This is a genomic window from Serratia sp. A07 (genome assembly GCF_058725505.1).
This window is the reverse complement of sequence record NZ_JBZXDO010000024.1, coordinates 20,387-44,303: the sequence shown is the minus strand read 5'-3', so window position 1 is coordinate 44,303 and position 23,917 is coordinate 20,387. Positions and strand designations below refer to the sequence as shown.

28 protein-coding genes, 1 other RNA gene and 1 pseudogene are annotated in these 23,917 nt (G+C 54.5%); 20 read left to right on the top strand and 10 right to left on the bottom strand.

What is annotated here, in order from left to right:
• Positions 1–110 precede the first annotated feature (110 nt).
• Positions 111–683 (top strand): DNA endonuclease SmrA, encoded by a 573-nt coding sequence (smrA, locus tag AC4PR2_RS20170; RefSeq protein WP_149571759.1) that lies wholly within the window; start codon positions 111–113, stop codon positions 681–683.
• A 50-nt stretch (positions 684–733) separates the two neighbouring features.
• On the opposite strand, the gene AC4PR2_RS20165 is transcribed toward smrA, so the two are convergent.
• The gene (locus AC4PR2_RS20165) at positions 734–1,147 is read right to left on the bottom strand and encodes a DoxX family protein (protein ID WP_016929826.1); all 414 of its coding nucleotides are present in this window, start codon (positions 1,145–1,147) and stop codon (positions 734–736) included.
• Between the two features lie 192 nt (positions 1,148–1,339).
• Between AC4PR2_RS20165 and AC4PR2_RS20160 the strand changes: the two genes are divergently transcribed.
• Entirely contained in the window at positions 1,340–1,570 is a 231-nt protein-coding gene (locus AC4PR2_RS20160; RefSeq protein ID WP_016929825.1) for a (4Fe-4S)-binding protein, read from the top strand.
• Position 1,571: 1 nt separating this feature from the next.
• The gene (locus AC4PR2_RS20155) at positions 1,572–1,850 is read left to right on the top strand and encodes a GNAT family N-acetyltransferase (protein ID WP_047730014.1); all 279 of its coding nucleotides are present in this window, start codon (positions 1,572–1,574) and stop codon (positions 1,848–1,850) included.
• A 32-nt stretch (positions 1,851–1,882) separates the two neighbouring features.
• Here AC4PR2_RS20155 and AC4PR2_RS20150 read toward each other — a convergent pair whose 3' ends face one another.
• Positions 1,883–2,065, bottom strand: a complete 183-nt coding sequence (locus AC4PR2_RS20150) for a YodC family protein (protein ID WP_025303973.1) — start codon at positions 2,063–2,065, stop codon at positions 1,883–1,885.
• A gap of 120 nt (positions 2,066–2,185) precedes the next feature.
• On the opposite strand from AC4PR2_RS20150, the gene AC4PR2_RS20145 reads away from it, so the two are divergent.
• Entirely contained in the window at positions 2,186–2,701 is a 516-nt protein-coding gene (locus AC4PR2_RS20145; protein WP_492175391.1) for a DUF1543 domain-containing protein, read from the top strand.
• Here AC4PR2_RS20145 and AC4PR2_RS20140 read toward each other — a convergent pair.
• Complete coding sequence (locus tag AC4PR2_RS20140; protein WP_492175390.1) at positions 2,696–3,622, bottom strand: LysR substrate-binding domain-containing protein; 927 nt, start codon at positions 3,620–3,622, stop codon at positions 2,696–2,698. The two genes, AC4PR2_RS20145 and AC4PR2_RS20140, sit on opposite strands and share 6 nt — an antisense overlap.
• A gap of 85 nt (positions 3,623–3,707) precedes the next feature.
• Between AC4PR2_RS20140 and AC4PR2_RS20135 the strand changes: the two genes are divergently transcribed.
• Positions 3,708–4,205 (top strand): GNAT family N-acetyltransferase, encoded by a 498-nt coding sequence (locus AC4PR2_RS20135; protein WP_033649791.1) that lies wholly within the window; start codon positions 3,708–3,710, stop codon positions 4,203–4,205.
• 62 nt (positions 4,206–4,267) lie between these two features.
• Here the strand turns inward: AC4PR2_RS20135 and AC4PR2_RS20130 are convergent, their stop codons facing one another.
• The gene (locus AC4PR2_RS20130; RefSeq protein ID WP_197804273.1) at positions 4,268–5,002 is read right to left on the bottom strand and encodes a class I SAM-dependent methyltransferase; all 735 of its coding nucleotides are present in this window, start codon (positions 5,000–5,002) and stop codon (positions 4,268–4,270) included.
• A 100-nt stretch (positions 5,003–5,102) separates the two neighbouring features.
• Here AC4PR2_RS20130 and AC4PR2_RS20125 point away from each other — a divergent pair, with 100 nt between their 5' ends.
• The 3 genes from AC4PR2_RS20125 (at position 5,103) to AC4PR2_RS20115 (ending at position 7,817) form a co-directional block, all read left to right on the top strand.
• Entirely contained in the window at positions 5,103–5,555 is a 453-nt protein-coding gene (locus tag AC4PR2_RS20125; protein WP_038872878.1) for a GNAT family N-acetyltransferase, read from the top strand.
• Between the two features lie 112 nt (positions 5,556–5,667).
• Positions 5,668–6,084, top strand: coding sequence for a DUF2946 domain-containing protein (locus AC4PR2_RS20120; RefSeq protein WP_187322698.1), 417 nt, complete (start codon positions 5,668–5,670; stop codon positions 6,082–6,084).
• Between the two features lie 71 nt (positions 6,085–6,155).
• Complete coding sequence (locus tag AC4PR2_RS20115; protein ID WP_180547610.1) at positions 6,156–7,817, top strand: DUF2534 family protein; 1,662 nt, start codon at positions 6,156–6,158, stop codon at positions 7,815–7,817.
• 264 nt (positions 7,818–8,081) lie between these two features.
• On the opposite strand, the pseudogene AC4PR2_RS20110 reads toward AC4PR2_RS20115, so the two are convergent.
• Positions 8,082–8,201, bottom strand: a pseudogene (locus AC4PR2_RS20110) (transposase); the annotation flags it as partial.
• Positions 8,202–8,778: 577 nt separating this feature from the next.
• On the opposite strand from AC4PR2_RS20110, the gene AC4PR2_RS20105 reads away from it, so the two are divergent.
• From AC4PR2_RS20105 to AC4PR2_RS20065, 9 genes are all read left to right on the top strand, one after another.
• Positions 8,779–9,339, top strand: coding sequence for a tyrosine-type DNA invertase (locus tag AC4PR2_RS20105; protein WP_072271062.1), 561 nt, complete (start codon positions 8,779–8,781; stop codon positions 9,337–9,339).
• Between the two features lie 430 nt (positions 9,340–9,769).
• On the top strand, positions 9,770–10,318 hold the full coding sequence (gene fimA / locus AC4PR2_RS20100; protein WP_089186389.1) for a type 1 fimbrial major subunit FimA: 549 nt from the start codon (positions 9,770–9,772) through the stop codon (positions 10,316–10,318).
• A gap of 69 nt (positions 10,319–10,387) precedes the next feature.
• Positions 10,388–10,927: a type 1 fimbrial minor subunit FimI gene (gene fimI / locus AC4PR2_RS20095; RefSeq protein ID WP_060441103.1), complete on the top strand. Its 540-nt coding sequence runs from the start codon at positions 10,388–10,390 to the stop codon at positions 10,925–10,927.
• Between the two features lie 121 nt (positions 10,928–11,048).
• Positions 11,049–11,720 carry a fimbria/pilus periplasmic chaperone gene (locus AC4PR2_RS20090; protein WP_060441104.1) on the top strand — a complete coding sequence of 224 codons (672 nt, stop codon included), beginning with the start codon at positions 11,049–11,051 and terminating at the stop codon, positions 11,718–11,720.
• Positions 11,721–11,837: 117 nt separating this feature from the next.
• Entirely contained in the window at positions 11,838–14,429 is a 2,592-nt protein-coding gene (locus tag AC4PR2_RS20085; RefSeq protein ID WP_060441105.1) for a fimbrial biogenesis usher protein, read from the top strand.
• Positions 14,430–14,450: 21 nt separating this feature from the next.
• Complete coding sequence (gene fimF, locus AC4PR2_RS20080; protein WP_060441106.1) at positions 14,451–14,975, top strand: type 1 fimbrial adaptor subunit FimF; 525 nt, start codon at positions 14,451–14,453, stop codon at positions 14,973–14,975.
• A gap of 12 nt (positions 14,976–14,987) precedes the next feature.
• Entirely contained in the window at positions 14,988–15,491 is a 504-nt protein-coding gene (fimG, locus tag AC4PR2_RS20075) for a type 1 fimbrial minor subunit FimG (protein WP_100397064.1), read from the top strand.
• A 16-nt stretch (positions 15,492–15,507) separates the two neighbouring features.
• Positions 15,508–16,479, top strand: coding sequence for a fimbrial protein (locus AC4PR2_RS20070; protein WP_072271068.1), 972 nt, complete (start codon positions 15,508–15,510; stop codon positions 16,477–16,479).
• Between the two features lie 126 nt (positions 16,480–16,605).
• Positions 16,606–17,325 carry a helix-turn-helix transcriptional regulator gene (locus AC4PR2_RS20065; protein ID WP_060441107.1) on the top strand — a complete coding sequence of 240 codons (720 nt, stop codon included), beginning with the start codon at positions 16,606–16,608 and terminating at the stop codon, positions 17,323–17,325.
• Between the two features lie 771 nt (positions 17,326–18,096).
• On the opposite strand, the gene ssrA is transcribed toward AC4PR2_RS20065, so the two are convergent.
• Together ssrA and smpB are read right to left on the bottom strand one after the other, a co-directional pair.
• Positions 18,097–18,460: a transfer-messenger RNA gene (ssrA, locus tag AC4PR2_RS20060) on the bottom strand.
• A gap of 49 nt (positions 18,461–18,509) precedes the next feature.
• Positions 18,510–18,992: an SsrA-binding protein SmpB gene (smpB, locus tag AC4PR2_RS20055; protein ID WP_004929094.1), complete on the bottom strand. Its 483-nt coding sequence runs from the start codon at positions 18,990–18,992 to the stop codon at positions 18,510–18,512.
• Between the two features lie 161 nt (positions 18,993–19,153).
• On the opposite strand from smpB, the gene AC4PR2_RS20050 reads away from it, so the two are divergent.
• Both AC4PR2_RS20050 and AC4PR2_RS20045 read left to right on the top strand, forming a co-directional pair.
• The gene (locus AC4PR2_RS20050; RefSeq protein ID WP_004929096.1) at positions 19,154–19,588 is read left to right on the top strand and encodes a type II toxin-antitoxin system RatA family toxin; all 435 of its coding nucleotides are present in this window, start codon (positions 19,154–19,156) and stop codon (positions 19,586–19,588) included.
• The gene (locus AC4PR2_RS20045) at positions 19,581–19,865 is read left to right on the top strand and encodes an RnfH family protein (RefSeq protein WP_087762394.1); all 285 of its coding nucleotides are present in this window, start codon (positions 19,581–19,583) and stop codon (positions 19,863–19,865) included. The genes AC4PR2_RS20050 and AC4PR2_RS20045 overlap by 8 nt, the downstream gene beginning before the upstream one ends.
• A gap of 116 nt (positions 19,866–19,981) precedes the next feature.
• Here AC4PR2_RS20045 and bamE read toward each other — a convergent pair whose 3' ends face one another.
• The 3 genes from bamE to nadK form a co-directional block, all read right to left on the bottom strand.
• Positions 19,982–20,320, bottom strand: a complete 339-nt coding sequence (gene bamE / locus AC4PR2_RS20040) for an outer membrane protein assembly factor BamE (protein WP_004929101.1) — start codon at positions 20,318–20,320, stop codon at positions 19,982–19,984.
• Between the two features lie 240 nt (positions 20,321–20,560).
• Positions 20,561–22,222: a DNA repair protein RecN gene (gene recN, locus AC4PR2_RS20035; protein WP_038870807.1), complete on the bottom strand. Its 1,662-nt coding sequence runs from the start codon at positions 22,220–22,222 to the stop codon at positions 20,561–20,563.
• A gap of 86 nt (positions 22,223–22,308) precedes the next feature.
• A complete protein-coding gene (nadK, locus tag AC4PR2_RS20030) occupies positions 22,309–23,187 on the bottom strand; it encodes an NAD(+) kinase (protein ID WP_019452304.1) in 879 nt (292 codons plus the stop codon).
• Between the two features lie 125 nt (positions 23,188–23,312).
• On the opposite strand from nadK, the gene grpE reads away from it, so the two are divergent.
• Positions 23,313–23,897 (top strand): nucleotide exchange factor GrpE, encoded by a 585-nt coding sequence (gene grpE / locus AC4PR2_RS20025; protein ID WP_025303955.1) that lies wholly within the window; start codon positions 23,313–23,315, stop codon positions 23,895–23,897.
• The last annotated feature ends 20 nt before the right edge of the window (positions 23,898–23,917 follow it).

Genomic DNA, 23,917 nt, shown 5'->3' with positions numbered 1-23,917 from the left:
GACAAATGAGACAAATGCCGCTGACAATTCCCGGCTTGCAACCGTGGCAAGGCGTCTTACAATCGACCCCATTCCCGGCCGTAAAGGCTGCCGTTCAAGAGAGGTGGAAGATGAGCGAGCAGGAAAAAGACTTTTTTGAACAGGCGATGGCGGACGTGGTGCCGCTGGTGAGCGGGCGGCAGACGCTGTACCTCAAGCCGCAGGAGGCGGTGGACAAAAGCGCGCGGCGCGAAGCGCAGCGGCTGCTGCAGGAAAACTTCCTCAGCACCGATTTTCTCGAGGTGATCCCCTGCGAACAGCCGCTGGAGTTCAAAGGGGAAGGCATTCAACAGGGCGTGCTGGACAAGCTGCGCAACGGGCGTTATCCGCCGCAGGCGTCGCTGAACCTGCTGCGTCAGTCGGTCGAAGCCAGCCGGCAGGCGCTGTTTCGCTTTATCGTGCAGGCGGAGGCGCAAAACCTGCGTTCGCTGCTGATCGTGCACGGCCGCGGGCGGCAGAACGAAAGCCATCCGAATATCGTGCGCAGTTACGTCGCCAAATGGCTGGCGCAGTTTGAACAGGTACAGGCGTTTTGCCGCGCCTTACCGCGCGACGGCGGCGAGGGCGCCTGCTATGTCACGCTGCGTAAATCGGCGCAGGCCAAGGCGGAAAACTTTGAGCGCCACGCCAAGCGCAGCCGTTGAAGGGATAGCCGAAATAAAATGGCCGGCGAATATCGCCGGCCATCGATGAATTATTTATTAAATATTTTATAGTCCAGCGAATAACGGCCGGCGCCGGTTACCGCCAGCAACAGCAAGCCGCCAATGATGCTGATGTTTTTAAAGAAGTTGATTTCATTGCCCATCATTTCCATGCCGGTCATTTTCCAGAACGGATGGCCGATAAACGCGGTGCCCAACACATACAGGGCGAAAATGACCGCGATAGGGCGAGTAAACAGACCGAGAATAAGCGCGATGCCGAAAATAAACTCCACCACTACGGCAACGATCGCCGCTAAATAAGGCATCGGCGTGCCGTAGCCTTCCATCGCCGTGACGGTCGCACCGAAGTTGACCAGTTTCATCCAGCCGAAAATGATAAACAGAACCATCAGTAATATGCGGGACAGCAGAATTACGCCGTCTTTTGAGCTATCACCCATTTCGAACTCCTTAGCCACTGTCGGAATGATGTTGTCTTACTGAATAAAGATTAGAACAATTTACGTTTTTTTCTAGCGGCGGCGGGCGGTTGCGCCACTTTTTTCGGTGAGCGAGACGCGTGGTGAAGCCGGTGGCATTGCCTATACTTGAGCCTGGAGCAAAAACAATAAAACAGGCAATGTGAGGCCAAAATGGACGAGGAATTGACCGCCGCCGGTTACCGCCGTTATTCCGGCGACAAGATTGACGTTTATTTTAACAGCGCGATATGCCGCCATTCCGCCAACTGCGTGCGTGGCAACGCGGCTATTTTTACCCTGAACCGCCGCCCGTGGATTATGCCGGACAATGCTGACGCGGCGGAGGTGAAACGCGTTATCGACACCTGCCCCAGCGGCGCACTGAAATATAGGGAGAAATAATATGGAACATAAAATACTGGCAGACGACAAGCGTTTTTATATCAATGACGAGCAGGGCAAGCTGATCGCCGAGATCTCTTTCGTGCCGAGCGGCGACAAGCTGACCATTATCGATCACACCTGGGTGGATGAGTCATTGAAGGGGCAGGGCGTCGGCAAAAAGCTGGTGGCGCTGGTGGTGGAGAAGATGCGCGCGGAGCAGCGTAAAATCATTCCGCTCTGCCCGTTCGCCAAGCATGAGTTTGATACCACGCCGGCCTATCAGGACATTCGCGCCTGAAGCGATAACGGGGCGCGGTGCGCCCCGGTTATTCAGCAGACGCCGAAATCGCCGTCTTCGTGGTACAGCGCCACATCGCTGGCCTGCACCTCCGTGCGCTGCTCTTTGCCCAGTTCATTCCAGCTGCAAACCAGGGTTTCACCGTCGATCGCCACCACGGTCATCTTTGGGCCGCCGGTGGTGCGTTGAACAAAATCACCGATATTGAATGCCATGCGTTCCTCCACAACAGATTAAACCTCACCTATTGATAACACAGAATGGCGCTGCCGTTGGCACGAGTTTCGTTATGTATTATTTTATATAGCGATTATCACCAAGGAGAGCAGAATAACATGCCGGGAGTATTGATGTTTTATGTGGGCGGTACGGCGCCGGGCGCCAATATTGAGCTGCACGACGTGCAGTTCGCGGCGGCGGATCGGCCGGAAGAGGCGTATCCGCTGCTGCGTGAAAAGTGGTTCGGCGATAAGCGCAAGGTGCATGTCGACGGCTATGCGCGCATCGACTGGGCGGACGGTTACGACGTGAGCCTGGAGCCTGCGCCGTTCGCCGGTGAAGAGAAGCTGTTTTTCGTCAACGTGGGCGGCTACCGCAGCGATGAGCTGGCGGAATTGCACCAGTTCGGCCTGTTTGTGGCGCGTTCCGCCGACGAGGCGAAGGACAAAGCCAAACGGGTGCTGCTGACGGACAGCGCGCAGCAGCACAAGGATGACCTGGCCGAGGTGGACGACTGCCTGCTGCTGCAGGCGCTGCAGGGCTACTACGTGCATCTGCGGGCCAACCCGCACGGCAAACCGGCCCGGCCGCTGTGGCAGGGGTATCTGCCGATCGGCGAACCCGCGTTATAACGCCGCCAGCGCCTGCAGCTGTTGCCGCAACCAGCGGCAGGCCTCCGGCCGGCCGTTCTTGCGGTGCAGGTAGATTTTAATCTGATACGGCGGCACCGGAAACGGCAGGGGGTGGATATCCAGCGCCGCCGCCTGCCGCAATTTTTGCGCGGCGTAGCGCGGCATGCTCATCACCAGTTCGCTGTCGGTGACGATGAACGGCGCTCCCAGCAGCGAAGGCGTGCGGATGGCGATATCGCGCTGCAGCCCCAGCTTATCGAGCTGGTAGTCAATGACGCCGCGCTGTTCGTTCCACGGCGTCACCACCAGATGGCGCGCACGCAGATAGTTTTCCAGCGTCAGTTCGCCGTATTTTGCGCTGAAGGCGGGTGAACAGATCGCCACATACTCATCCTCCAGCCAGCTCACCTCGTCGATCTCCGGGTAGCTTTCGCCGTCGGTTTCGCTAAAGCCCAGCGCGAAATCGATGCGCCCCGCCAGCAGATCGTTCAATGCCACCTTGCGCTCGGAGTAGCGCAGCTGGAACGACAGCCCCGGCGCCAGGCGCTGCATCTGCTCCATCAGCGCGGGAAACACCGCGAAGGCGGTGTAATCGGTAATGGCGAAGGTGAAGCTCTCCCGGCTTTCGGCGGGGACGAAGCGCGGGCGCGGATGCAGCCCTTTGGCCAGCAGCGCCAGACTTTCGCTGACGGTCGGGGCCAGGCTGTCGGCATACACCGTCGGGTGCATGTCGTTGCCGACCCGATAGAACAGCTCGTCCGCCAGCGCCTTGCGCAGCCGGATCAGCGCGTGGCTCAGCGCCGACGCGCTGAGGGCCAGCTCCGCCGCGGCGCGCGTCACCGATCGCAGCCGATAGACCGCTTCGAACACCAGCAGTAGGTTGAGATCGAGACGCTTCAAATCCAGATGCATGATATTCATTACCTGTTGATGAAAATGCAGTTCATACAGTATTTGAGGCGCGATATGCTGGCAAGCACAGTCATTAACACACTCAGGATTTGCCATGACCATCGAGATTTACCCGGCGCAAAAAAGCGACGCCAAACTGATTCTGGATATGATTATCGAGCTGGCAGTGTACGAAAAGGCGCGCGAGCAGGTGCTGGCCAGCGTGGAAGATATCGAACGCAGCCTGTTTGGGCCGGGCGCCTGTTCCGAAGCGCTGATTTGTACGGTAAACGGCGAGCCGGCGGGTTATGCGGTGTTCTTTATGAGTTACTCCACCTGGCTGGGTAAAAACGGCATCTATCTGGAAGACCTGTACGTGGCGCCGAAGCATCGCGGCGCGGGCGCCGGTAAAAAGCTGCTGCGGCACATCGCCCAGCTGGCTTGCGAACGGCAGTGCGGCCGCCTGGAGTGGAGCGTGCTGGACTGGAACCAACCGGCCATCGATTTCTACCTCAGCATCGGCGCGCAGCCGCAGGGCGAGTGGGTGCGCTATCGTATGGAAGGCGAGGCGCTGACGCACTTCGCGGCGCACGGGGCGGCGCTGCCGGCATAATAGCCGTTGGGGGGAGGTGGCCTCCCCAACTGTGGTGATGTGAACGGTTTACTGCGGATCAATCAGGCGGGTTTGCGGGCGGCGAGAATGAAGATCATCGGGCGTTCCTGCTCTTCGTCCTGCGCCGGATTAGCGGCGATTTGCTGCGCGCTGGGGCCCCATTCGTTCAAATGCTGGATGATAAAGCCTTGCTGCGCCAGCGGGTTGATATAGCTGCCGAGCGTGCGGTGCTGCTTGATGACGCCTTCCGCCAGCCAGTTGGAAACGCGCTGCCCTTCCCGCTGGTAGCCGTTCACCGGCCAGGATTTCTGCCCGTTGCCGTCGGTCAGCCAGCCCTGCTGCGCCGGGGCGGTGTAGATCGGGTGCTCGGCGGTGAAGATGAACTGCCCGCCGGGTTTCAGCGCGGCGTAAACCGTGGCGAACAGGGCGGCCAGATCCTCGAGGTAGTGCAGCGTCAGCGAGCTGTAGACCAGATCGTAACTTTCCGGCGGCAGCTGCAGCTGCGCTAAATCCTGCCGACGGTACTCGATGCCCGCGTCGGCGGTCATCTCCCGCGCCTTGGCCAGCATTTTTTCCGAGACGTCCAGCCCCAGCACGTCGGCGGCGCCCTGTTCGCGCGCGCTGCGGCAAAACCAGCCGTAGCCGCAGCCGAGATCGACCACGCTTTTGCCCTGCAAATCCGGCAGGATGCGGCGGATGGCGGGCCATTCCGGCGCGCCGTCCAGGCCGTGCTGCGAGCGGCTGAGCTGCGCATAGCCGTCGAAAAAGGCCTGATTGTCATAGATGTTTTGCGTCATGATGACTCCTTGGGGTGAATGACGGCGGCGGAATGCCGCTGCCATACCGTGTATATTGCTGCATAATTCTACGCTGACAACATGAATAACGGGAATGACGATGGACATGATTTCGGTGCGGCAAGCGCCCGAGCTGGCGCCGCGCGCCATTGCGTATTTTCAGCGGCACTGGGCCACGGCAGAAACGCTGATGATGTATGAAGACGCCATCAACCGCAGCCTCGGCGCCGCCAACCCGCTGCCCCAGTGGTACCTGCTGATGGAAAATGACCAGATCCTCGGCTGCGCGGGGCTCATCACCAACGACTTTATCAGCCGTGGGGAGTTGTATCCCTGGCTGTGCGCGCTCTACGTAGAGGAAGCGCAGCGCGGCCGTGGCTACGGCGCCAAACTGATTGAGCATGTGGCGGCGGAAACCCGCCGGTTGGGCTTCCCGCAGCTGCACCTGTGCACCGATCTGGAAGGCTACTACGAGCGCAGCGGCTTCGTTTATAACGGGCTCGGGTATCACCCGTGGGGCGAATCCTCGCGGGTCTATTCGCGAGTGCTGTGATCGCCGCCGCCGAGGACGATTAAGACAAATCTGACTTTTCTTTCACCTCATCGCGCATCGCGGGTTACACTGGCCGCTTGTTCGCCACCGACCGGGTTAATTCGCCGCCGCGATGAGAGTACCACGCCAGCTACAGCAACGCTTTACCGCCTGCATCGCCATTATGGCGGTGCTGTTGCTGTTTGTGGCGCCGGTGGTGTCGAAATCGCTGATGCACCACCCGATGATGGGCGGCATGGCGCAGACGGACGCCGCTATGCCGCACGACATGCACGCGATGGCGATGCCCGCCGCCGAGCATGCCGGCCACCACGGCATGGATCCTGCGGAGATGATTTTCTGCGGCTATTGCGAGCTGCTGATCCACGTGCCGCTGCTGCTGTGGACATTCGTCCCGCTGCTGTGGCTGATGGCGCGCATCGCGCGCCTGCCTTGCGCGCCGCGTATCGTTTCTCCGCCCATTCGGCGCCTGACTCTGCGGCCGAGCCCGCGCGGGCCGCCCGGCCAACCGTTTTTCCCTATTGCTTGATCATGGGTAACGCCGTTCGTATCGCTGCGGACGGTTTGCCTGCGCGCACAGTTTGAAAAACGAGAAAGGCCATGTCTTCAATAACCAAAACCCCACCTGCCGCATCGCCGCGTGGCGCGATGCTGAACCTGATCAGACGGCTGCATTTTTATATCGGCCTGCTGGTCGCTCCTTTTATTCTGGTCGCTGCATTGACCGGCACGCTGTATGTGCTGACGCCGCAGCTTGAAGAGGCGCTGTATCGCGATGCGCTTTTCACCGAACCGCACGGGCAGGCGAGATCGCTGGCTGACCAGATCGCCGCCGCCCGCCGCGCGGCGGGTGACGAGGCGCGCATTTACGCCGTGCGCCCGGCACCCGGCGCAATGGACACCACGCGCGTACAGTTCGCGGGCGCCGATCTGGGCGCTTCCGAGTCGCGCGCGCTGTTTGTCGATCCTTATACCCTGGCGATCAAGGGCGATATGACGGTGTACGGTACCTCCGGCGTGCTGCCGCTGCGCACCTGGCTGGACAAGTTGCACAGCAGCCTGCTGCTCGGCGATCTGGGGCGCAACTACAGCGAGCTGGCGGCCTCTTGGCTGTGGGTGGCCGCGCTGGGCGGCGTGGCGCTGTGGCTGGCGACGCGGCCGAAGCGCAAGCTGAAAAGGGCGAAAGGGGGCTTCGCCGCCAGCCGCCATTGGCATATCACGCTGGGCGTGGCGCTGCTGGTCGGGCTGCTGTTCTTCTCGGCTACCGGACTGACCTGGTCGCAGTGGGCCGGCGGCAACATCGACGCGCTGCGGGCCAACCTGGGCTGGCTGACGCCACAGGTCAACACCAGCCTGCAGGCCGATGCGCCGCAGACGCCGGCCGATCCGCACGCCGAGCACCGCGGGATGATGCCGGGCATGAAGATGGGGCCTGCCGCGCAGAGCAATGCGCTAAACGGCGACTGGGATCGGGCGCTGCACGCTGCGCGCGCCGCCGGGATCGACGCCGCCAAGGTCGAGCTGCGCCAGCCGAAAGGCGAGGGCAAAGCCTGGACGGTAACCGAAGTGGATCGCAGCTGGCCAACGCAGGTGGACGCGGTTGCCATCGCACCGCAAAGCTTCGCCGTCATCGATCAGGTGCGGTTCGACACCTTCCCACTCATCGCCAAGCTGACTCGCTGGGGTATCGACGCCCACATGGGCATTCTGTTCGGCTTGCCGAATCAGCTGCTGCTGGCGGCGTTCGGCCTTGGGCTATGCCTGATGATTGCGCTGGGTTACCGCATGTGGTGGAGTCGCCGTCCGGCGGCGGGGGCGCAGCATCCGGTGCATACGCTGATTGCCGCCTGGCTGGCGCTTTCCCTGCCGGCGCGTGCCGTCACGCTGCTGGTTGCAGCGGCGCTGGGGTATTGCCTGCCGGTAATGGGCGTGAGCCTCGCGGCGTTGCTGCTGGTGGACGTGTGGCGCTGGCGCGGCCAACGGCAAAGCCACCGGGACGAAACGCCGGAAGCGGCCGCCCGCCGCGCCGAGGTGCGTAAGTTCCGCGCGGCGGTGGCGACCGTGGCGCTGGCGGTCGGCTGCGTGATGGGCCGAGCGATCCTTGGCGGCACCGTCGAGCAATTCCAACTGCCGATCGGCGCCTGGAGTGCCCAGATGGTGATCATGCAGAGCCTGATGGTGCTGCTGTATACGCTGGTGTTCACCCTGCTGCTTTCCATTCCGCTGTGGTATTTCTTCCTGGGAGAGAAAGAGGGGCGGTGAGGTAGCGTCCGGCATGCCTGCGGGCATGCCGGATATTTGGGAATGTGGCTTAAGCACGTATCAGCTCACCAAAGGGTAATCGCCACTGAAAGGAAGCGAACGATGACGTTTGAATAACGAAGGGACAAAGCGATAACCGCGAGGAAATTGCACAACAAAGAAACCTAATACCAGAAAATGTAAGCATACTCGTTTTATTTCCTCCTTAAAATATTTTATTTATTTAATATCATAGGGTGAATTCCCGCCGCGCTTTGCTTTTCAGTTGTAGTACGAGGCCTCAGATATTCCTGCTTCGCGGCAAACATTTTTGACGGTCCAATCTGCTTCGACGGAGTTCAGTACGAGGATGATCTGATGCTCAGTAAAATGGGCTTTGCGCATGATGATCTCTTTAAAGGACACATTCTATATGCCGAAAGATCTCTAAAATTGAATAATTCGATTTACTGGATGCTTACACTTGCACAGGAGCTTTGAAATTTTCACTTCAGCCACTTACACACCACACAATCTTTTTGTGCTCAGTATATGAGATAAATAGAAGAACGTATTAGCGGATCACCCAGGTCGCAGTGTATTAGCCAACGACGCGGACAGGTCAATGCTGATGTGAAATGCATTCTTAGTCGGGTTTAATAGACGGGAGAGTGATAAGTAGTATGTATAGTCATTTTTATTGATATGATGAAATCAGATGTTTCCATATTGGAATGTGATTCGTTTTTTATTTAAAAGTTATTATGCATGGAAAAGATAGCTTGAAAAATAGATGGTGTCCGCAATTAAGTTATGTCGTTCAATAAATAGGCTGTGATATTAATACACGGATTAAACCATCTTGATTTATACCTTAATTATATTGCCTAACTATGTTTCACTTGAGATAATACTATTGATATCAAGAAGCTTGAAAATCGACGGTAATTTTTCACACGGCCTAAAATATGGAGGTGTTTCTGTGAAGAAAAGAAAATATCTTACACAAAATGAAATAGATCGCTTGCTTGAGGCATCTCGTAAAGGAAGTTTCCCTAAGCGAGATGAGTGTTTTATTCAAATGTGTTTTATTCATGGTTTCAGGGTTAGTGAGCTCTGCCACTTAAAATTTTCGGATATCAATCTCATTGATAAAGTCGTGCACGTAAACAGGCTAAAAAGCGGCTTAAAAACAACGCATCCACTTTTGGCTTCAGAGATAAAGCTTCTAAAAGCTTGGCTAGAGGAAAGAGTAACATGGCGTGGCTGCGAATCACCTTGGATATTTCTCTCGCAAAAAGGCGGTCCTCTTTCTCGCCAACAAGTTTATAACATGATGAAGAAGTTCGGTTCCTTGGCAAGTATCGCCGTCTCTCTTAATCCACATATGTTGAGGCATTCATGCGGATATGCTTTGGCTAACAGGGGGACAGATACGCGGCTGATACAGGACTATTTGGGACATAGAAACATTCAACACACAGTGTTATATACCTCGAGCAATCATCGTCGGTTTGCAGAGGTTTGGCAAAAGGAATTGTAGAGGAATTAGTCAAAATGAACCAAATTGTAATTAGTTTCGTCTATAATTTGCGCCAAGTCAATTCTTCTTGGATTCTTTTTTTTAACAGAATATCCGCTTTTATTAGTTACCTAACTAGCCAACCGCAGCAGAAACATCTGAGAGTGCAAAATTCTTTGCAGTCGCAATCCATACTTTATCCATTCTTATATTATCCCATCAATCGCCTCTCCAGCTTGTTTGACTACAATGCATATTTATTTCGAAGCATTTAACTGTAATTATGCAAAAAACAATATTTAACTCCAAATGATACAATTTGGTTCATTTTGACTACTTTTTTTGTCTTTCCGTGTTCGATTTGGCGCGAGACAAACAGAAAAAATGCTCATTTGAATCAAGTTGTTATGCCAATTATTGGCCTTTTACCAAGACATGGAGTTTTGAACTTATGCGTAAGATCCGTCTTATCAACACCTTGATTGCCGCCTCTCTGATGACTGCTGGCCTGGCTCATGCAGCAACTACTACCGTTAACGGTGGTACCGTTCACTTTAAAGGTGAAGTAGTTAACGCTGCTTGCGCCGTTGATGCCGGTTCTGTAGACCAAACCGTCCAGCTGGGCCAGGTCAAAACTGCCACGCTGAGCGAGGCGGGTAAAACCAGCTCTGCTGTAGGCTTCAACATTCAGCTGAACGATTGCGATACCACCGTTGCTACCAAAGCGGCCATTGCATTCTCTGGTGTTGCTGTCAATGCTGAGAACCCAACTGCTCTGGCACTGGAAAGCTCCTCTGCGGGTGGTGCTACCAACGTGGGTGTGCAGGTGCTGGACAGTGCAGGCAAAGCGCTGGCATTCGACGGTGCAACCTTCAGTACTGCTGCCACTCTGACTGACGGTACCAACACTCTGCCATTCCAGGCGCGTTACATCGCCACCGGTGCTGCCACTCCTGGTACTGCCAACGCGAACGCCAACTTTAAAGTTCAGTACCAGTAATACCGGTCTGCAAGGATGCTTAATCAGGCCAGGACGGCCTGTTTTCAGCTATCGAAGAGGGAATAAGCGATGCTCAAAACCAGACTGGGACTCTGCCTGCTTTTCATTGCTCCTCTGTCTATCGCCGGCAACAAGTGGAACGTCACGCTTCCTGGAGGACAGATGCGCTTTCAGGGGGAGCTCATCGCTGAAGCCTGTACGGTTGAGGCGGGTGACAGGCAACTGGTTGTTCGCATGGGACAGGTTAGCAGTAACCGTTTCAAGGATGCAGGGGATGACGCCGATCCGGTGCCGTTCAGTTTGCATCTCCAGGATTGTAATCCCAATGTCAGCGATCGCGTCGGTATCGTCTTTCACGGCGTAGCCGATGGCAAAAACCCTGATGTTCTGTCGGTTGGCGAAGGCGAGGGAATTGCGTCTGGCGTCGGCATCGCCCTGTTCGATGAACAGGGGCAACTCATACCCATTAATTCAGAACCTCAGTCTTGGAAACCGCTGACTAAAGGAACGCGTATCTTGCAATTTGTTGCCAAATATCGGGCAACCGGCAATACGGTTATCGGTGGTGCTGCAAATGCCCAGGCTTGGTTCTCTTTGACATACCAATAAAACATTCGTTTTCGCGTATGAAACTTTTATCTCGGATGAGATAAGCGCGCGCAAAAGGTTAAAACGGCGGTTATCCGCCCAAGAGGTTAACGTGATTAAAATGAAAGCGACCGGAAACGTCATGGGTTCACTGCTGGCTTTGGCAGTCGTATTTTGTACTCCGCATGCTGAAGCGGGCGTGGCTCTTGGGGCAACACGCGTTATTTATCCGGCAGAACAGAAACAGGTCACTCTGGGTGTGAGCAACAATAATGATAAAGACACCTTTCTTATTCAATCCTGGGTCGAGAACGATGATGGTCAAAAAGAAGGCCGGTTCGTTATTACTCCGCCGTTGTTCCTCATGCAGGGGAAAAAAGAAAATACGCTGCGTATTATTGATGCAACCAATAACGCCTTGCCTAAAGACCGCGAAAGTCTTTTCTGGGTCAACGTCAAAGCCATTCCCTCTCTGGACAAGGCAAAACAGAAAGAAAATACGCTTCAACTGGCGATAACGAGCCGAATCAAATTGTTGTATCGCCCACAAAATCTCAGTATGGCGCCTGATCAGGCCCCCGGAAAACTGACGTTTAAACGCGATGCGAACACACTGGTACTGAATAATCCAACACCCTATTTTCTGACCGTCACGGAATTGAATGCCGGCACACGTTCATTAGCCAATGTCATGGTCCCGCCTATGGGGGAGGCAACGGTGAAACTGCCGGGCGATGCCGGCAGTGCAATTACATATCGCACGATTAATGATTACGGTGCGCTCACGTCTGTGATGAAAGGCACCTTGCAGTAACGATCTGAGTCATTCACTAAAACAATGGATTCAATAACGCAGGTAACGCAGCACCGGCATTGATGACGGCGTGCGGTAGCGACAAGTCACCTGGTTTATGGAGCAGGCACGGATAACATGAAAAAATACCACATCCGGGAACGGGCGCTAAACAAAGCAATGCTTACGCCGCTGGCATTGCTCTTGGTGGCTTCGACATTTTCCGCGCGCGCAGACAACTACTTCAATCCCCGGTTCCTGGCTGACGACCCGGCATCGGTTGCCGATCTCTCCAGTTTCGAAAAGGGGCTTGATGCGCCGCCGGGTACCTATCGTGTCGACATTTACATGAACGAGGGTTACGTGACGACGCGAGACATCACCTTTGATAAAAGTGATGACGGTAGCAAGCTGGAACCGTGTCTCACTCGCTCTCAGCTGGCTTCACTTGGCGTCAATACCTTGACTATTCCAGATATTGCCGTAATGAAGAGCACGGCCTGCGTGCCTTTCACACGGCTTATTGCTGATGCTGCAAGCTCATTCGATGTCGGTCGCCAGCGTCTTTCCATCAGCATTCCTCAGGCTTTCATGGGAAATCAGGCGAGAGGGTACATAGCTCCCGAGCTTTGGGATAATGGTATTACGGCCGGTTTGCTCAATTACAACTATACCGGCAGTGAAGTGCGCAGTCACAATGGCGGCACCCGCAATTACGCCTATCTCAATCTGCAAACGGGTCTCAACCTGGGGGCATGGCGCCTGCGGGATAACTCAACCTGGAGTTACAGCAGCGGCACGGGATATAACGAAAATCGCTGGCAACATGTCAATACCTGGCTTGAACGTGACATTGTATCCTGGCGCAGCCGGCTGACGATGGGTGATGGCTATACTGCGGGTGATATCTTTGAAGGTATCAACTTCCGCGGCCTTCAGGTTGCCACAGACGATAATATGCTGCCCGACAGTCAACGCGGCTTTGCTCCTGTTATACATGGAATAGCACGTGGTACCGCACGCGTATCGGTCAAGCAGAACGGATATGAAATATATCAGACCACGGTACCCGCCGGCGCATTCACTATCGGTGATCTGTATGCGGCAGGAAACAGTGGCGATCTGCAGGTGACGGTGAAAGAGGCGGATGGCTCCGTTCAGGTCTTTACCGTTCCCTTCTCATCCGTCCCGATGTTGCAGCGTGAAGGACAGGTGAAGTACGCGGTGACTGCAGGGCAGTTCCGCAGTGGTAATGAACAACAAGACAAGCCGAAGTTTTTCCAGGGAACGGCGCTTTGGGGATTACCCGATGGCTGGACGGTCTATGGCGGCACACGTGCCTCAAACGACTATCGTGCCTTTAACCTCGGGGTGGGAAAAAACCTGGGCTACCTCGGGGCGGTATCTTCAGATATTACGCAGGCGAATGCCACCTTGCCTGACGGCAGCAAGCATCAGGGACAATCTCTGCGTTTTCTCTATAACAAATCGCTCAATGAGTTAGGGACCAATTTCCAACTGGTCGGATACCGTTATTCTACTCGGGGCTTCTATTCTCTGGCCGACACCGCGTGGCGACGCATGAGCGGTTACTCCGTGATTAGTGAAGACGGGATCGTGAATATCAAACCAAAGCTGACGGATTATTACAATCTGAACTACAGCAAGCGCGGTCGTTTGCAGGCGACGGTGACGCAACAGGTTGGACGGACATCGACGATATACCTGACTGGCAGTCATCAAAGCTACTGGAATACCAGCCGTTCAGATGAACAGCTGCAGATTGGTTATAACAGCACCATTCAGGATATCAGCTGGAGCCTGAGTTATAGTCTGTCCAAAAATGCCTGGTCCGACGATAAAGACCAACTGCTTGCTTTCAACATTAATATTCCGTTCAGCCACTGGATGCGCTCGGATACCCGGTCAGTATTCCGAAATGCCAATGCCAGTTACAACACGTCGACAGACTTCAAGGGACGTACGACAAATACGGCCGGCCTTTACGGGACGCTGCTGGAAGATAACAACCTGAGTTATAGCGTGCAATCGGGCTATAACAGCGGCGGTAATGGTAACAGCGGCGCAACGGGTAACGCCGCGCTGAATTACCGCGGCGCTTACGGCAACGCCAACGTCGGTTATAGCCACAGCGGTGACTATAAGCAGATTTACTATGGTGCCAGTGGTGGCGTACTTGCCCACGAAAATGGCATCACCTTCAGCCAGCCACTCAATGACACCATGGTGCTTATCAAGGCGCCGGGGGCGAAACACGTTTCTGTCGAGAATCAAACAGGGGTGCGTACAGATTGGCGTGGTTATGCCGTGCTCCCTTATGCGATGGACTACCGCGAGAATCGGATATCCTTGAACACGAATACACTGGCGAACAACGTCGAACTGGAGGAACCGGTATTAAGCGTCGTTCCTACACGGGGAGCCGTCGTGCGTGCGGACTTCAAGGCCAAAGTCGGGCTGAAGGTTCTTATGACATTGACAAACAACGGCAAGCCAGTCCCGTTCGGCTCTGTAGCCTCTTACGGAGATGGTCAGTCAGGCAGCATCGTGGCAGATGGCGGGCAAGTTTACCTTACCGGCCTTGCGCCAAAAGGTACCGTCAACGTGAGGTGGGGCAATAGCGAAAATGAACGCTGCACGGCGACGTACAGTTTGCCGGCTGACAGTCAAAACCAGGCTTTGAGCTATGCCTCTGCCATTTGCCGGTGATAAGCAGGAGATGATGACGCAATGAGAAAATACCTTCCAATCCTGTGTTTGTTGCCGTTGGTTGCGGGATATGCCCATGCGGCGGACAGTACTATCACCATCACAGGTTATCTAAAAGACAATGCCTGCTCGGTCTCTGTTGACTCTCAGGATTTTACGGTGGATTTGTTGAGCAATGCGGCCAAGCAATTCAACCGGGTTGGGGCCGTCACGCCATCCATACCTTTCAAGATTGTCTTCGACAAGTGCGGCAGTTCCGCGACGGCAGTTCGCGTGGGGTATGTCGGAACCTCTGACAACGACAACACTACCCTGTTAAAGATTGATGCTGGAACAAACGCCGCAAGCGGTATTGGAGTGCAAATACTGGATCGCGACAAGACTCCGATTCCATTAAATGCGGCTCAGGACTCCCTGAAGTGGACGACATTGACGGCGGGCCAGCCCAATACGTTGGGCTTTTATGCACGCTTAATGGCAACGCGCGCTCCCGTGATGGCAGGAACAGTGACAGCGACGGCCAATTTCACCTTAGAGTTTCAGTAAGGAAGTCTGAAGATGATCATTATCAAGAACATTATGCTGGCGGGGGCGTTGCTTTTTACTACAACATTCGCCGCGCATGCAGCTGACGTGACCATTACGGTCAACGGACGCGTAGTGGCCAAGCCCTGCACCGTATCAACGCCATCGGCGACGGTAGACTTGGGCGACTTGTTTACATTTAATTATATACAGGCCGGCTCGGGTTCAGCCTGGCATCCGGTAACGCTGAATTTGACCAATTGTCCAATAGGCACTTCGAGAGTCACGGCAACATTCACGGGGACAACGGACAGCACGGGATATTACAAAAATCAAGGTGGGGCAACCAATCTTCAATTGGAATTGCAGGACACCAGTGGCAATAACCTAAACAACGGAAAAACCAAGGCGGTTCAGGTTGATGATTCCACACAGTCAGCGAGTCTGCCATTACAGGTTCGTGCGTTATCAGTTAATGGCAACGCCAAGCAAGGCAGTATTCAGGCCGTAATTAATGTCACATACACTTACGCCTAAATTGAGGAGTCACGTCATGACACTGGTTTCAAAACTAAATAAAGTGTTGAAGAAAAAAGAAGTTGCTGCCCTCGTGGCTTCTGTATGCCTAATGGCATATTCATCCGGCGCTAATGCTTTTGCTTGTAAGGATGCTACAGGAAATGTAATTAATTCTAGCTCTGGAGGAGGGGCAGGAACTTTCACTGTTTATGCTAACTTAACGCCTAGCGTACAGGCTGGTCAGAACCTCGTTGTAGACCTAAACTCAAGCATAAGTTGTCGAAATGAACTTCCACAATCCTATATTGACTGGGTGGCTTTAAATGACGGCAGCGCCTATGGTGGGGCGCTGGAAAATTTCACAGGAACGGTGAAGTATTATAATTCAAGCTATCCACTGCCAGTTACTAATAGAACCAAAGAGACCGCATTTACAACCAGTTCATATCAGCCATGGAATGTTATGCTATTTCTGAAGCCTATTTCAGCGGCGTCAGGAGTATTAATTAATAAGGGTAGTTTGATTGCCAGATTAAATATGTATAAATATTCAACAAACCCTCAAACCGGTCAACAAAATGGCACAATAGACCGTTTCACATGGAATATTTATGCTAATAACACAGTGGTGGTTCCCACTGGTGGTTGCGACGTGTCATCGCGCAATGTGACGGTTACCTTGCCGGATTACCCCGGCACGGCTGCTGTACCGCTGACTGTCCATTGCGGACAAAACCAACAGCTGGCTTATTATCTGACCGGCACAACTGCTGATACGGCAAGCACCATATTTACCAATACGTCATCTTCAAATCCGGCTACTGGCGTTGGCGTACAACTGTCTAACCGTAATGGCATTGTAGCTACCAATAAGAATGTCTCTCTCGGTACGGTCGGTACCAGCCCCCAAAGTTTGGGACTAACGGCTTCCTATGCACGAATCAATGGGCAAGTGGTAGCAGGCAATGTTCAGTCCATTATTGGCGTGACGTTCGTTTACGAGTAGCATTATCTATATCTTATACCTCGATAAAACGCTTTAGCAGATAAAAATTCGCGACATGATTATCATGTAGGGCTCGTTTAATCTCGAAACTACTTGCGCTCGGGGTCATAAGTATATGGTTATTACATGGGCATCGCAATCTTGAAGAAAAACAACAGAAAGATAAATATTGTAGTGATGGATCCGGTGGTTTTTTATCGGGAGAGTATGGTTCAGGTATTAAGTAAATATTTTGTTGAAAGAATAAATGTTACCGATGTGGTATCCAGTCTATCCGCACTAATGTGTTTGGCGCTGAGGAAAGGGCCTGCCGATGTCTATTTGATGGAGGCCTTCGGTCAGAATGAGAGTTATAATAACTGGGGAGAGTTCACTCACTTCATGGCCACTTATCATCCGTCAGTAAAGTGTCTGCTCTGGTCTTCAAAACCGACCATGTTTATAAATAAATTCAATAATTTTGAGCGGGGGGAGGCTGGCTGGCAGATACCAAAAAAAATTGACATAAGTTGCTTTGTTAGTTTTTTGACACGATTTTTTGATGGAGAGAATTTTGCCTCATATAATTCCCAGTTTTACATAGGTCCTCCCATGTCAAACCTCACACCTAGTGAAATAGCTATAATTACAGGTATCATTGAAGGGGATAGTATCAAGTGTTTGGCCAAGAAATTTAATGTTGCATATAAAACTATAAGCACGCACAAACGGAACGCCATGATAAAAATGCGCATATCGTCGACAGCTCAGCTACGTAGCCTTTTTCTGGACGGGCATATCTTGCGAGGCGATAAGGAACGATATCTTCCAATTGAAACTAGCTCTAACCAACCTTTTATGTTGTAACCTTAGGTAGTAGAGTGGCTTACTGAATTCGTCCATCTGAACAGAAGTGATATGTTTACCTAATCACGGCGCAGCTGTAGAAATTACATTCTAAACGTCTGTTAGGGTGGCTTTGTTTCGAAAATAATGATCGTCATCTGCTTAATGGGTATTTTTTTATAAGTAAAAGGGTATGGTGTATCGAGGTATTTATTCTCCATAATCAAGGTTGTCTGCCTCAGAAGCGTATAGCTAAACGGTTGGAACTCCCTTGGTTAACTGTAAACAGTAGTTTCTTGCGAGCTACCCAAACTGGGGTGCGTTGATCCGTCAACTAACTGAAACTGGAATGCACTCTACTATTGCCATACTAATGCTTCAATCACCATTCTTGCCTTAATTTCCTGAATTAGGATAACTACAGACCTCGGAAAACAACTTTCTTAAGATCGCCAGATATCCTTGGCTAGTCCGCAGTTATCCTTGTTCGCTTAAGGGCAAACCAATTGGCCTCGACGGCTGCGAAAATGCTCTCTAAGGCAATTTGCTGCTATTCTGCCATTTGCTGGGCTCTGGTTTTTATACTTATGTAGTCCACGCTATGCACGGAGTCTTCCATCTATTGGTTGTACGTAATTGGTATCAATTTAGCGTATATCAAACCGCATACCAACAGTCTCCAGATTTAGCCGGATAAACTCGAACGATTACGGATACAAAAAAGCCCGCAACCGAAGTTGTGGGCTTTTTCGCTATTATCGCCGGGTCTATCTGGTTCACTGGCGACGTATTTGGTGGAGCTGGGGGGATTTGAACCCCCGTCCGAAATTACTACACCGTCGGCACTACATGCTTAGTCCAATCTTTACATTCGCCGGCCAGCTGCGGATGGACACGCTACTGACAGACTAGCCTGATTGAGTTTAACGCTTCAGCCCCAGGCAGGACGTCCACGCGATCTCTTTTGGGTTTGACCTCTCTTGATCCCCGTCCTAAGAGCGGAGGCTAGGGAGAGAGGGCTCTAAGCAGGGTATTAAGCTGCTAAAGCGTAGTTTTCGTCGTTTGCGACTATTTTTTTGCGGCTTTTTACGAGGCCAACCGCCCCTCGGCATGCTCCTAGGGCTTCGCAAATCCCGTCGAATCCAGAATCAGCCCCAAGTAACTTTATGCAGTATACCAGAAGTTTACCTCGATAAGCCAGCGGCTTAACGATTGGCGTGCTTCATGATACGGGCTTTCGCCGTCTGCCATTCGCGATCTTTGATGTCATCGCGTTTGTCGTGCTCTTTCTTGCCTTTGGCTACGCCGATCTTGATCTTGCTCCAGGCATTTTTCCAATACAGGGACAAGGCCACCACGGTGTAACCTTCGCGGTTGACGCGGCCGAGCAGGGTGTCCAGCTCGCGTCGGTTCAGCAGCAGTTTACGGGTACGCGTCGGATCGCACACCACATGCGACGAAGCCACGTTGAGCGGGGTGATGGTGGCGCCAAACAGATAGGCTTCACCGTCACGGAACGTCACGTAGCTGTCGCTGAGGTTGGCTTTGCCGGCACGCAGCGATTTAACTTCCCACCCTTGCAGCGACAGGCCCGCCTCGAACTCTTCTTCAATGAAGTATTCGAAACGCGCGCGCTTGTTTTGAGCAATGGTGGCGGAACCGGGTTTGTGTGCTTTTTTCTTTGTCATAGTGCGTTCATTATACTGGATGCTTCAGCGAAAGAAATCCTTTCCCGTTCAGCACCTGCGCAATTTTTCGCATTTTTGGCGCCTCCATCCCTTAGCAGATTTTTTGTTTGCCGCCAGATAAATGGTATTATCTGTACGTTTTATGTCTCACAGGAAATGATATGCCCCAGATCAGTCGGTCTGCATTAGTGCCGTTCAGCGCCGAGCAGATGTATCAGTTGGTTAACGATGTTCATTCTTATCCCGATTTTCTGCCAGGCTGCACCGGCAGCCGGGTGCTTAACGCTACCTCCAACGAAATGACGGCCGCAGTGGACGTCGCCAAGGCCGGTATCAGCAAGACCTTCACCACACGCAATACGCTGCTGGATAACCAGAGCATCAATATGCAGCTGGTCGATGGTCCGTTCCGCAAGCTGATGGGCGGCTGGCAGTTCACGCCGCTGAGCGAAGAGGCCTGCAAGGTGGAGCTGCACCTGGACTTCGAGTTCACCAACAAACTGATAGAGCTGGCGTTTGGCAAGGTGTTCAAAGAGCTGGCGGGCAGCATGGTGCAGGCATTTACCCAGCGGGCGAAAGAGGTCTACAGTGTCTGACATCCAGGTCGAGGTGGTGTACGCCTTGCCGGAGCGTCAGTACCTGCGCAAGGTGAAACTGGCCGAGGGCAGCAGCGTTGAGCAGGCGATCCAGACTTCGGGCCTGCTGGAGCTGCGCCAGGATATCGATCTCAAGAGCAATAAAATCGGCATCTACAGCCGCCCGGCCAAGCTGGGCGATACGCTGAACGACGGCGACCGGGTGGAGATCTACCGGCCGCTGATAGCCGATCCGAAAGAGCTGCGCCGGCAACGGGCAGAAAAGGCAAAAAAATAAGGCGCTATGAGCGCCTTATTTTTTATCTGAAACTGATTTCTCTTCCGCGTTGCAGCCTGCGACTGTCATGAGGAACATCATGCCCCCTCATGGGCCGGAAGAGCGGGCGGCGCCGATTACTTGGTCAGCGCCGGTTTGTTCTGGATATCGGTCAACACGCCTGCGCTGTCGAAGGTCAGCGTCAGCGTCTGCTGGGTGATGTCTTCATGGCCAGGTTGCTGACGGAACACATAGAACCACGTCTGAGTCCCGAACGGGTCTTGCAGCATTGGGGTGCCCAATGTGTAAGCGACCTGTTGCTGGGTCATCCCTTTCTGAATTTTCGCCACGTCGGTCGACGTCAGGTAGTTCCCCTGGTTGATGTCAGGACGATAAACCACCTTTTCAAAAGTAGAACAGCCTGCAGTCAGCATCACAAGAACTACAGCGGCGGCAGTCAGCGTTTTACAGCGCATAGTAATCACATTCCTTTAGGGCATAGGATGCCGATGATAATAGACCTTGCGGCAGTTGGAAACCTTTATACCCTTCATCTTTCAAGTTGCGACGCGTTGGCTTTCTTTCAGCACCTCAAGCGCTTGGCCTGTTTCAGGCCGTTGAGGAGGCTTCGAATCGCCGCCGCGCCGCACTTTAGATATCTTTCGGGTCAACAGCGTCACTGTCAGACCGCAGGAAAGTGAAAAAGTTGAGCTTTTTTATGCCGCCAGCAGTTCTTTGGCGTTCGCCAGCGTATTGCGGGTGACTTCGCTGCCGCCGAGCAGGCGCGCCAGCTCCTGCAGCCGGGCGCGCTTATCCAGCGGCGCCATCTGGGTTTCGGTGACCGTGCCGTCGGTCTGCTTGCTGACGAACAGGTGCTGATGCCCGCACCCGGCCACCTGTGGCAGGTGGGTCACGCACATCACCTGGGTGGATTCGCCGAGCTGGCGCAGCAGGCGGCCGACGATGGCGGCGGTCGGGCCGCTGATGCCCACGTCCACCTCATCGAAGATTAGCGCCGGGGTTTCCATCTTGCGGGCGGTGATTACCTGAATGGCCAGCGCGATGCGCGACAACTCACCGCCGGAGGCGACCTTCGCCAGTGGCTGCAGCGGCTGCCCCGGGTTGGTGGAGACGCAGAACTCGGTGCGGCTGGCCCCTTCGGCGCTCAGATGCTGCGGTTCGAAGCGCACATCGATGTTGAACTTGCCGTGCGGCATGGAGAGCGCTTGCATGCTGTCGGTGATGAGCGTGGTCAGCTCGGCGGCGTAATGCAGGCGTTTCTGATGCAGCTGCTCCGCCAGCGCCAGCGCCTGCTGGTGATGCAGGGTGACCGCCTCGTTCAGGTGCTCATGGTCGCTTTCCTGCTGTGAAAGCAGCTGTTGTTCATCCAGCAACTGCTGATGCAGCTGTGGCAGCTCTTCCGGCGCAACCTGGTGTTTGCGCGCCAGGCTGATTTGGCGCGACAGGCGCTGTTCCAGTTCGTGCAGGCGATTGGGATCGAGATCCATGCGATCGGCGTAGTGGCGCAGCTCGTCGCTGGCTTCGCTGATCTGGATAGAGGCCTCTTCCAGCATGTCCAGCAGGCCGCTGAGCTTGTCGTCCAGCCCGGCCAGCTCGAGCAGCAGGTGCTTGGCGCTGTAGAGTTGGCTGAGCATGTTGTTCTCGTCGCTGTCGGCCAGCAGCTGCAGCGTCTGCTGGCTGAGGGTCAGCAGCTGGCCGCTGTTGGCCAGGCGCTTGTACTCGGCGTCGGTCTGTTCGAACTCGCCGGCCTGCGGCGCGAATTCGTTCAGCTCTTTCAATTGGTATTGCAGCAGCTGCTTGCGCGCTTCGCGCTCGATGGACTGCTGCTGATGGTGCGCCAGCTCGCGGCAGCTCTGGTGCCAGCGTTGGTAGGCCTGGCTCATCGCCGCCAGCAGGGCGGGTTCGTCGGCGTAGGCGTCGAGCAGCGCTTTTTGGTGCTCCGGTTTGAGCAGCAGCTGATGGGCGTGTTGGCCGTGGATTTGGATCAGGCGTTGCCCCAGCTCGCGCAGCTGCGACAGCGGCACGGCGGTGCCGTTGATAAAGCCGCGCGAACGGCCGTCGGCGTTGATCACCCGGCGCAGCAGGCATTCGTTGCTGTCGTCCAGCTGGTTCTGTTCCAGCCATTCGCGCGCGGACGGGGTGTCCGCCAGCGAGAAGCGGGCGCAGATGTCGGCGCGGGCGGCTCCCAGGCGCACCACGTTGCCGTCGGCGCGGTTGCCGAGGCACAGCCCCAGCGCATCGATGGCGATGGATTTGCCGGCGCCGGTTTCACCGGTGATCGCCGTCATACCCGGTTGAAAATCGATTTCCAACTCACGAACGATAGCAAAGTTGCTGATGGTTAATTGCGCCAGCATGGGAACCTTCCTGTGTATAAACACATAACTGTAATTTCATACAGTATAAACTGGTTTTATATACAGTAAAGTGGCCGGCGCAGATTTTAGAACAATTTTTTCGACCAGCCCAGCTTGGTGCTTAACGTGTTGAAATAGCTGTAGTCCTTCGGGTGAATCAGATTCAGGTGGAAATCGCTGCGGCGGATCAGCACTTCTTCGCCTTCCTGGATAGGCAGCGCGATCTGGCTGTCGCAGCTGATCTCCAGATCGCTGCCGATCTGCGAAAACTTCAGGCGGATGGTGCTGTCGCCGTTGATCACCAGCGGCCGGGCGGAGAGAGTGTGCGGGAACATCGGCACTAGCGCGATCGCCTCCAGCGACGGGGTGAGGATCGGCCCGCCGGCGGAGAGCGAGTAGGCGGTGGAGCCGGTCGGCGTGGCGATGATCAGGCCGTCGGAGCGCTGCGAGAAGGCGAAGCGATCGTCGATGTACACTTCGAATTCGATCATGTGCGCCACTTTGCCGGGGTGCAGCACCACTTCGTTGATGGCGGTGCTGATGCGGCACTGCTGGTGCTCTTTATGCACGATGGTTTCCAGCAGGAAACGCTGTTCGTCGATGTATTCGCCTTCCAGCACGTCCGCCAGCTGTTGTAGGGCGTTGTCGGGATCGAGATCGGTGAGGAAGCCGAGGTTGCCGCGGTTGACCCCGATCACCTTGATGTCGTAACGCGCCAGCACGCGCGCGGCGCCGAGCATGTTGCCGTCGCCGCCGACCACCACCGCCAGATCGGCGCGCTGGCCGATATCCGCCAGGCTGCCGGTCACGGCGTCTTTCAGCCCCAAATCATGGGCGATCTGGCGTTCGACCATCACCGAATAGCCGCGGGCGACCAGCCAGTGGAACAGCATCTCGTGGGTTGCCAGCGCTGAAGGGTGACGCGGGTGGCCAACAATGCCAATACAGGCGAATTTTTTATTCATTTGTTGTGATTTTCCTCACCGGGACCCGTTTATGCCCCACATTGTGACCGGTTGACTTGAAACCCCGGTTTTGATCCCCATAATAAGCCAAGTTGCGAGATTAATGCTAAAACGCGGAGATATTCATGAGTAGTAAAGAACAGAAGACGCCAAACGAGCAAGTCTCGGAAGAAATGGAACAACACGCTCATCACGATGATACGCTGCCGGAAGCGGCGGAAGGCGTCGATCTGCGCGATGCGCGTATCGCCGAACTGGAAGCCCAACTGGCGGAAGCTCAGCAGCACGAGCGCGACAGCCTGCTGCGCGCCAAAGCGGAAGCGGAAAACATCCGCCGCCGCGCCGAACTGGACGTCGAGAAAGCGCACAAGTTCGCCCTGGAGAAATTCTCCGGCGATCTGCTGCCGGTGATCGACAACCTGGAGCGCGCGCTGGATCTGGCGGATAAAAACAACCCGGAACTGGCCGCGATGATCGAAGGCATCGAGCTGACGCTGAAATCGCTGCTGGACGTGGTGCGCAAGTACGGCATCGAAATCGTCGGCGACGTCAACGTGCCGTTCAACCCGGAAGTGCATCAGGCGATGAGCATGATGGAATCCGCCGATCACCAACCGAACCACGTGATGATGGTGATGCAGAAAGGCTATACGCTGAACGGCCGCCTGCTGCGTCCGGCGATGGTTGCAGTTTCCAAAGCCAAGGCGTAATCGCCCCGGCAACGCATAAA

Excerpts from the sequence above, each read along its gene's own strand:
- AC4PR2_RS20050 (WP_004929096.1), top strand. The coding sequence starts at position 19,154 with ATGCCCCAGATCAGTCGGTCTGCATTAGTGCCGTTCAGCGCCGAGCAG.
- AC4PR2_RS20160 (WP_016929825.1), top strand. The coding sequence starts at position 1,340 with ATGGACGAGGAATTGACCGCCGCCGGTTACCGCCGTTATTCCGGCGAC.
- fimG (WP_100397064.1), top strand. The coding sequence starts at position 14,988 with ATGATCATTATCAAGAACATTATGCTGGCGGGGGCGTTGCTTTTTACT.
- smrA (WP_149571759.1), top strand. The coding sequence starts at position 111 with ATGAGCGAGCAGGAAAAAGACTTTTTTGAACAGGCGATGGCGGACGTG.
- fimF (WP_060441106.1), top strand. The coding sequence starts at position 14,451 with ATGAGAAAATACCTTCCAATCCTGTGTTTGTTGCCGTTGGTTGCGGGA.
- bamE (WP_004929101.1), bottom strand. The coding sequence starts at position 20,320 with ATGCGCTGTAAAACGCTGACTGCCGCCGCTGTAGTTCTTGTGATGCTG.
- grpE (WP_025303955.1), top strand. The coding sequence starts at position 23,313 with ATGAGTAGTAAAGAACAGAAGACGCCAAACGAGCAAGTCTCGGAAGAA.
- AC4PR2_RS20085 (WP_060441105.1), top strand. The coding sequence starts at position 11,838 with ATGAAAAAATACCACATCCGGGAACGGGCGCTAAACAAAGCAATGCTT.
- AC4PR2_RS20065 (WP_060441107.1), top strand. The coding sequence starts at position 16,606 with ATGGGCATCGCAATCTTGAAGAAAAACAACAGAAAGATAAATATTGTA.
- AC4PR2_RS20130 (WP_197804273.1), bottom strand. The coding sequence starts at position 5,002 with ATGACGCAAAACATCTATGACAATCAGGCCTTTTTCGACGGCTATGCG.
- smpB (WP_004929094.1), bottom strand. The coding sequence starts at position 18,992 with ATGACAAAGAAAAAAGCACACAAACCCGGTTCCGCCACCATTGCTCAA.
- AC4PR2_RS20125 (WP_038872878.1), top strand. The coding sequence starts at position 5,103 with ATGGACATGATTTCGGTGCGGCAAGCGCCCGAGCTGGCGCCGCGCGCC.
- AC4PR2_RS20090 (WP_060441104.1), top strand. The coding sequence starts at position 11,049 with ATGGGTTCACTGCTGGCTTTGGCAGTCGTATTTTGTACTCCGCATGCT.
- AC4PR2_RS20155 (WP_047730014.1), top strand. The coding sequence starts at position 1,572 with ATGGAACATAAAATACTGGCAGACGACAAGCGTTTTTATATCAATGAC.
- AC4PR2_RS20070 (WP_072271068.1), top strand. The coding sequence starts at position 15,508 with ATGACACTGGTTTCAAAACTAAATAAAGTGTTGAAGAAAAAAGAAGTT.
- AC4PR2_RS20120 (WP_187322698.1), top strand. The coding sequence starts at position 5,668 with ATGAGAGTACCACGCCAGCTACAGCAACGCTTTACCGCCTGCATCGCC.
- AC4PR2_RS20135 (WP_033649791.1), top strand. The coding sequence starts at position 3,708 with ATGACCATCGAGATTTACCCGGCGCAAAAAAGCGACGCCAAACTGATT.
- AC4PR2_RS20150 (WP_025303973.1), bottom strand. The coding sequence starts at position 2,065 with ATGGCATTCAATATCGGTGATTTTGTTCAACGCACCACCGGCGGCCCA.
- AC4PR2_RS20140 (WP_492175390.1), bottom strand. The coding sequence starts at position 3,622 with ATGAATATCATGCATCTGGATTTGAAGCGTCTCGATCTCAACCTACTG.
- fimA (WP_089186389.1), top strand. The coding sequence starts at position 9,770 with ATGCGTAAGATCCGTCTTATCAACACCTTGATTGCCGCCTCTCTGATG.
- AC4PR2_RS20145 (WP_492175391.1), top strand. The coding sequence starts at position 2,186 with ATGCCGGGAGTATTGATGTTTTATGTGGGCGGTACGGCGCCGGGCGCC.
- fimI (WP_060441103.1), top strand. The coding sequence starts at position 10,388 with ATGCTCAAAACCAGACTGGGACTCTGCCTGCTTTTCATTGCTCCTCTG.
- nadK (WP_019452304.1), bottom strand. The coding sequence starts at position 23,187 with ATGAATAAAAAATTCGCCTGTATTGGCATTGTTGGCCACCCGCGTCAC.
- AC4PR2_RS20115 (WP_180547610.1), top strand. The coding sequence starts at position 6,156 with ATGTCTTCAATAACCAAAACCCCACCTGCCGCATCGCCGCGTGGCGCG.
- AC4PR2_RS20165 (WP_016929826.1), bottom strand. The coding sequence starts at position 1,147 with ATGGGTGATAGCTCAAAAGACGGCGTAATTCTGCTGTCCCGCATATTA.
- recN (WP_038870807.1), bottom strand. The coding sequence starts at position 22,222 with ATGCTGGCGCAATTAACCATCAGCAACTTTGCTATCGTTCGTGAGTTG.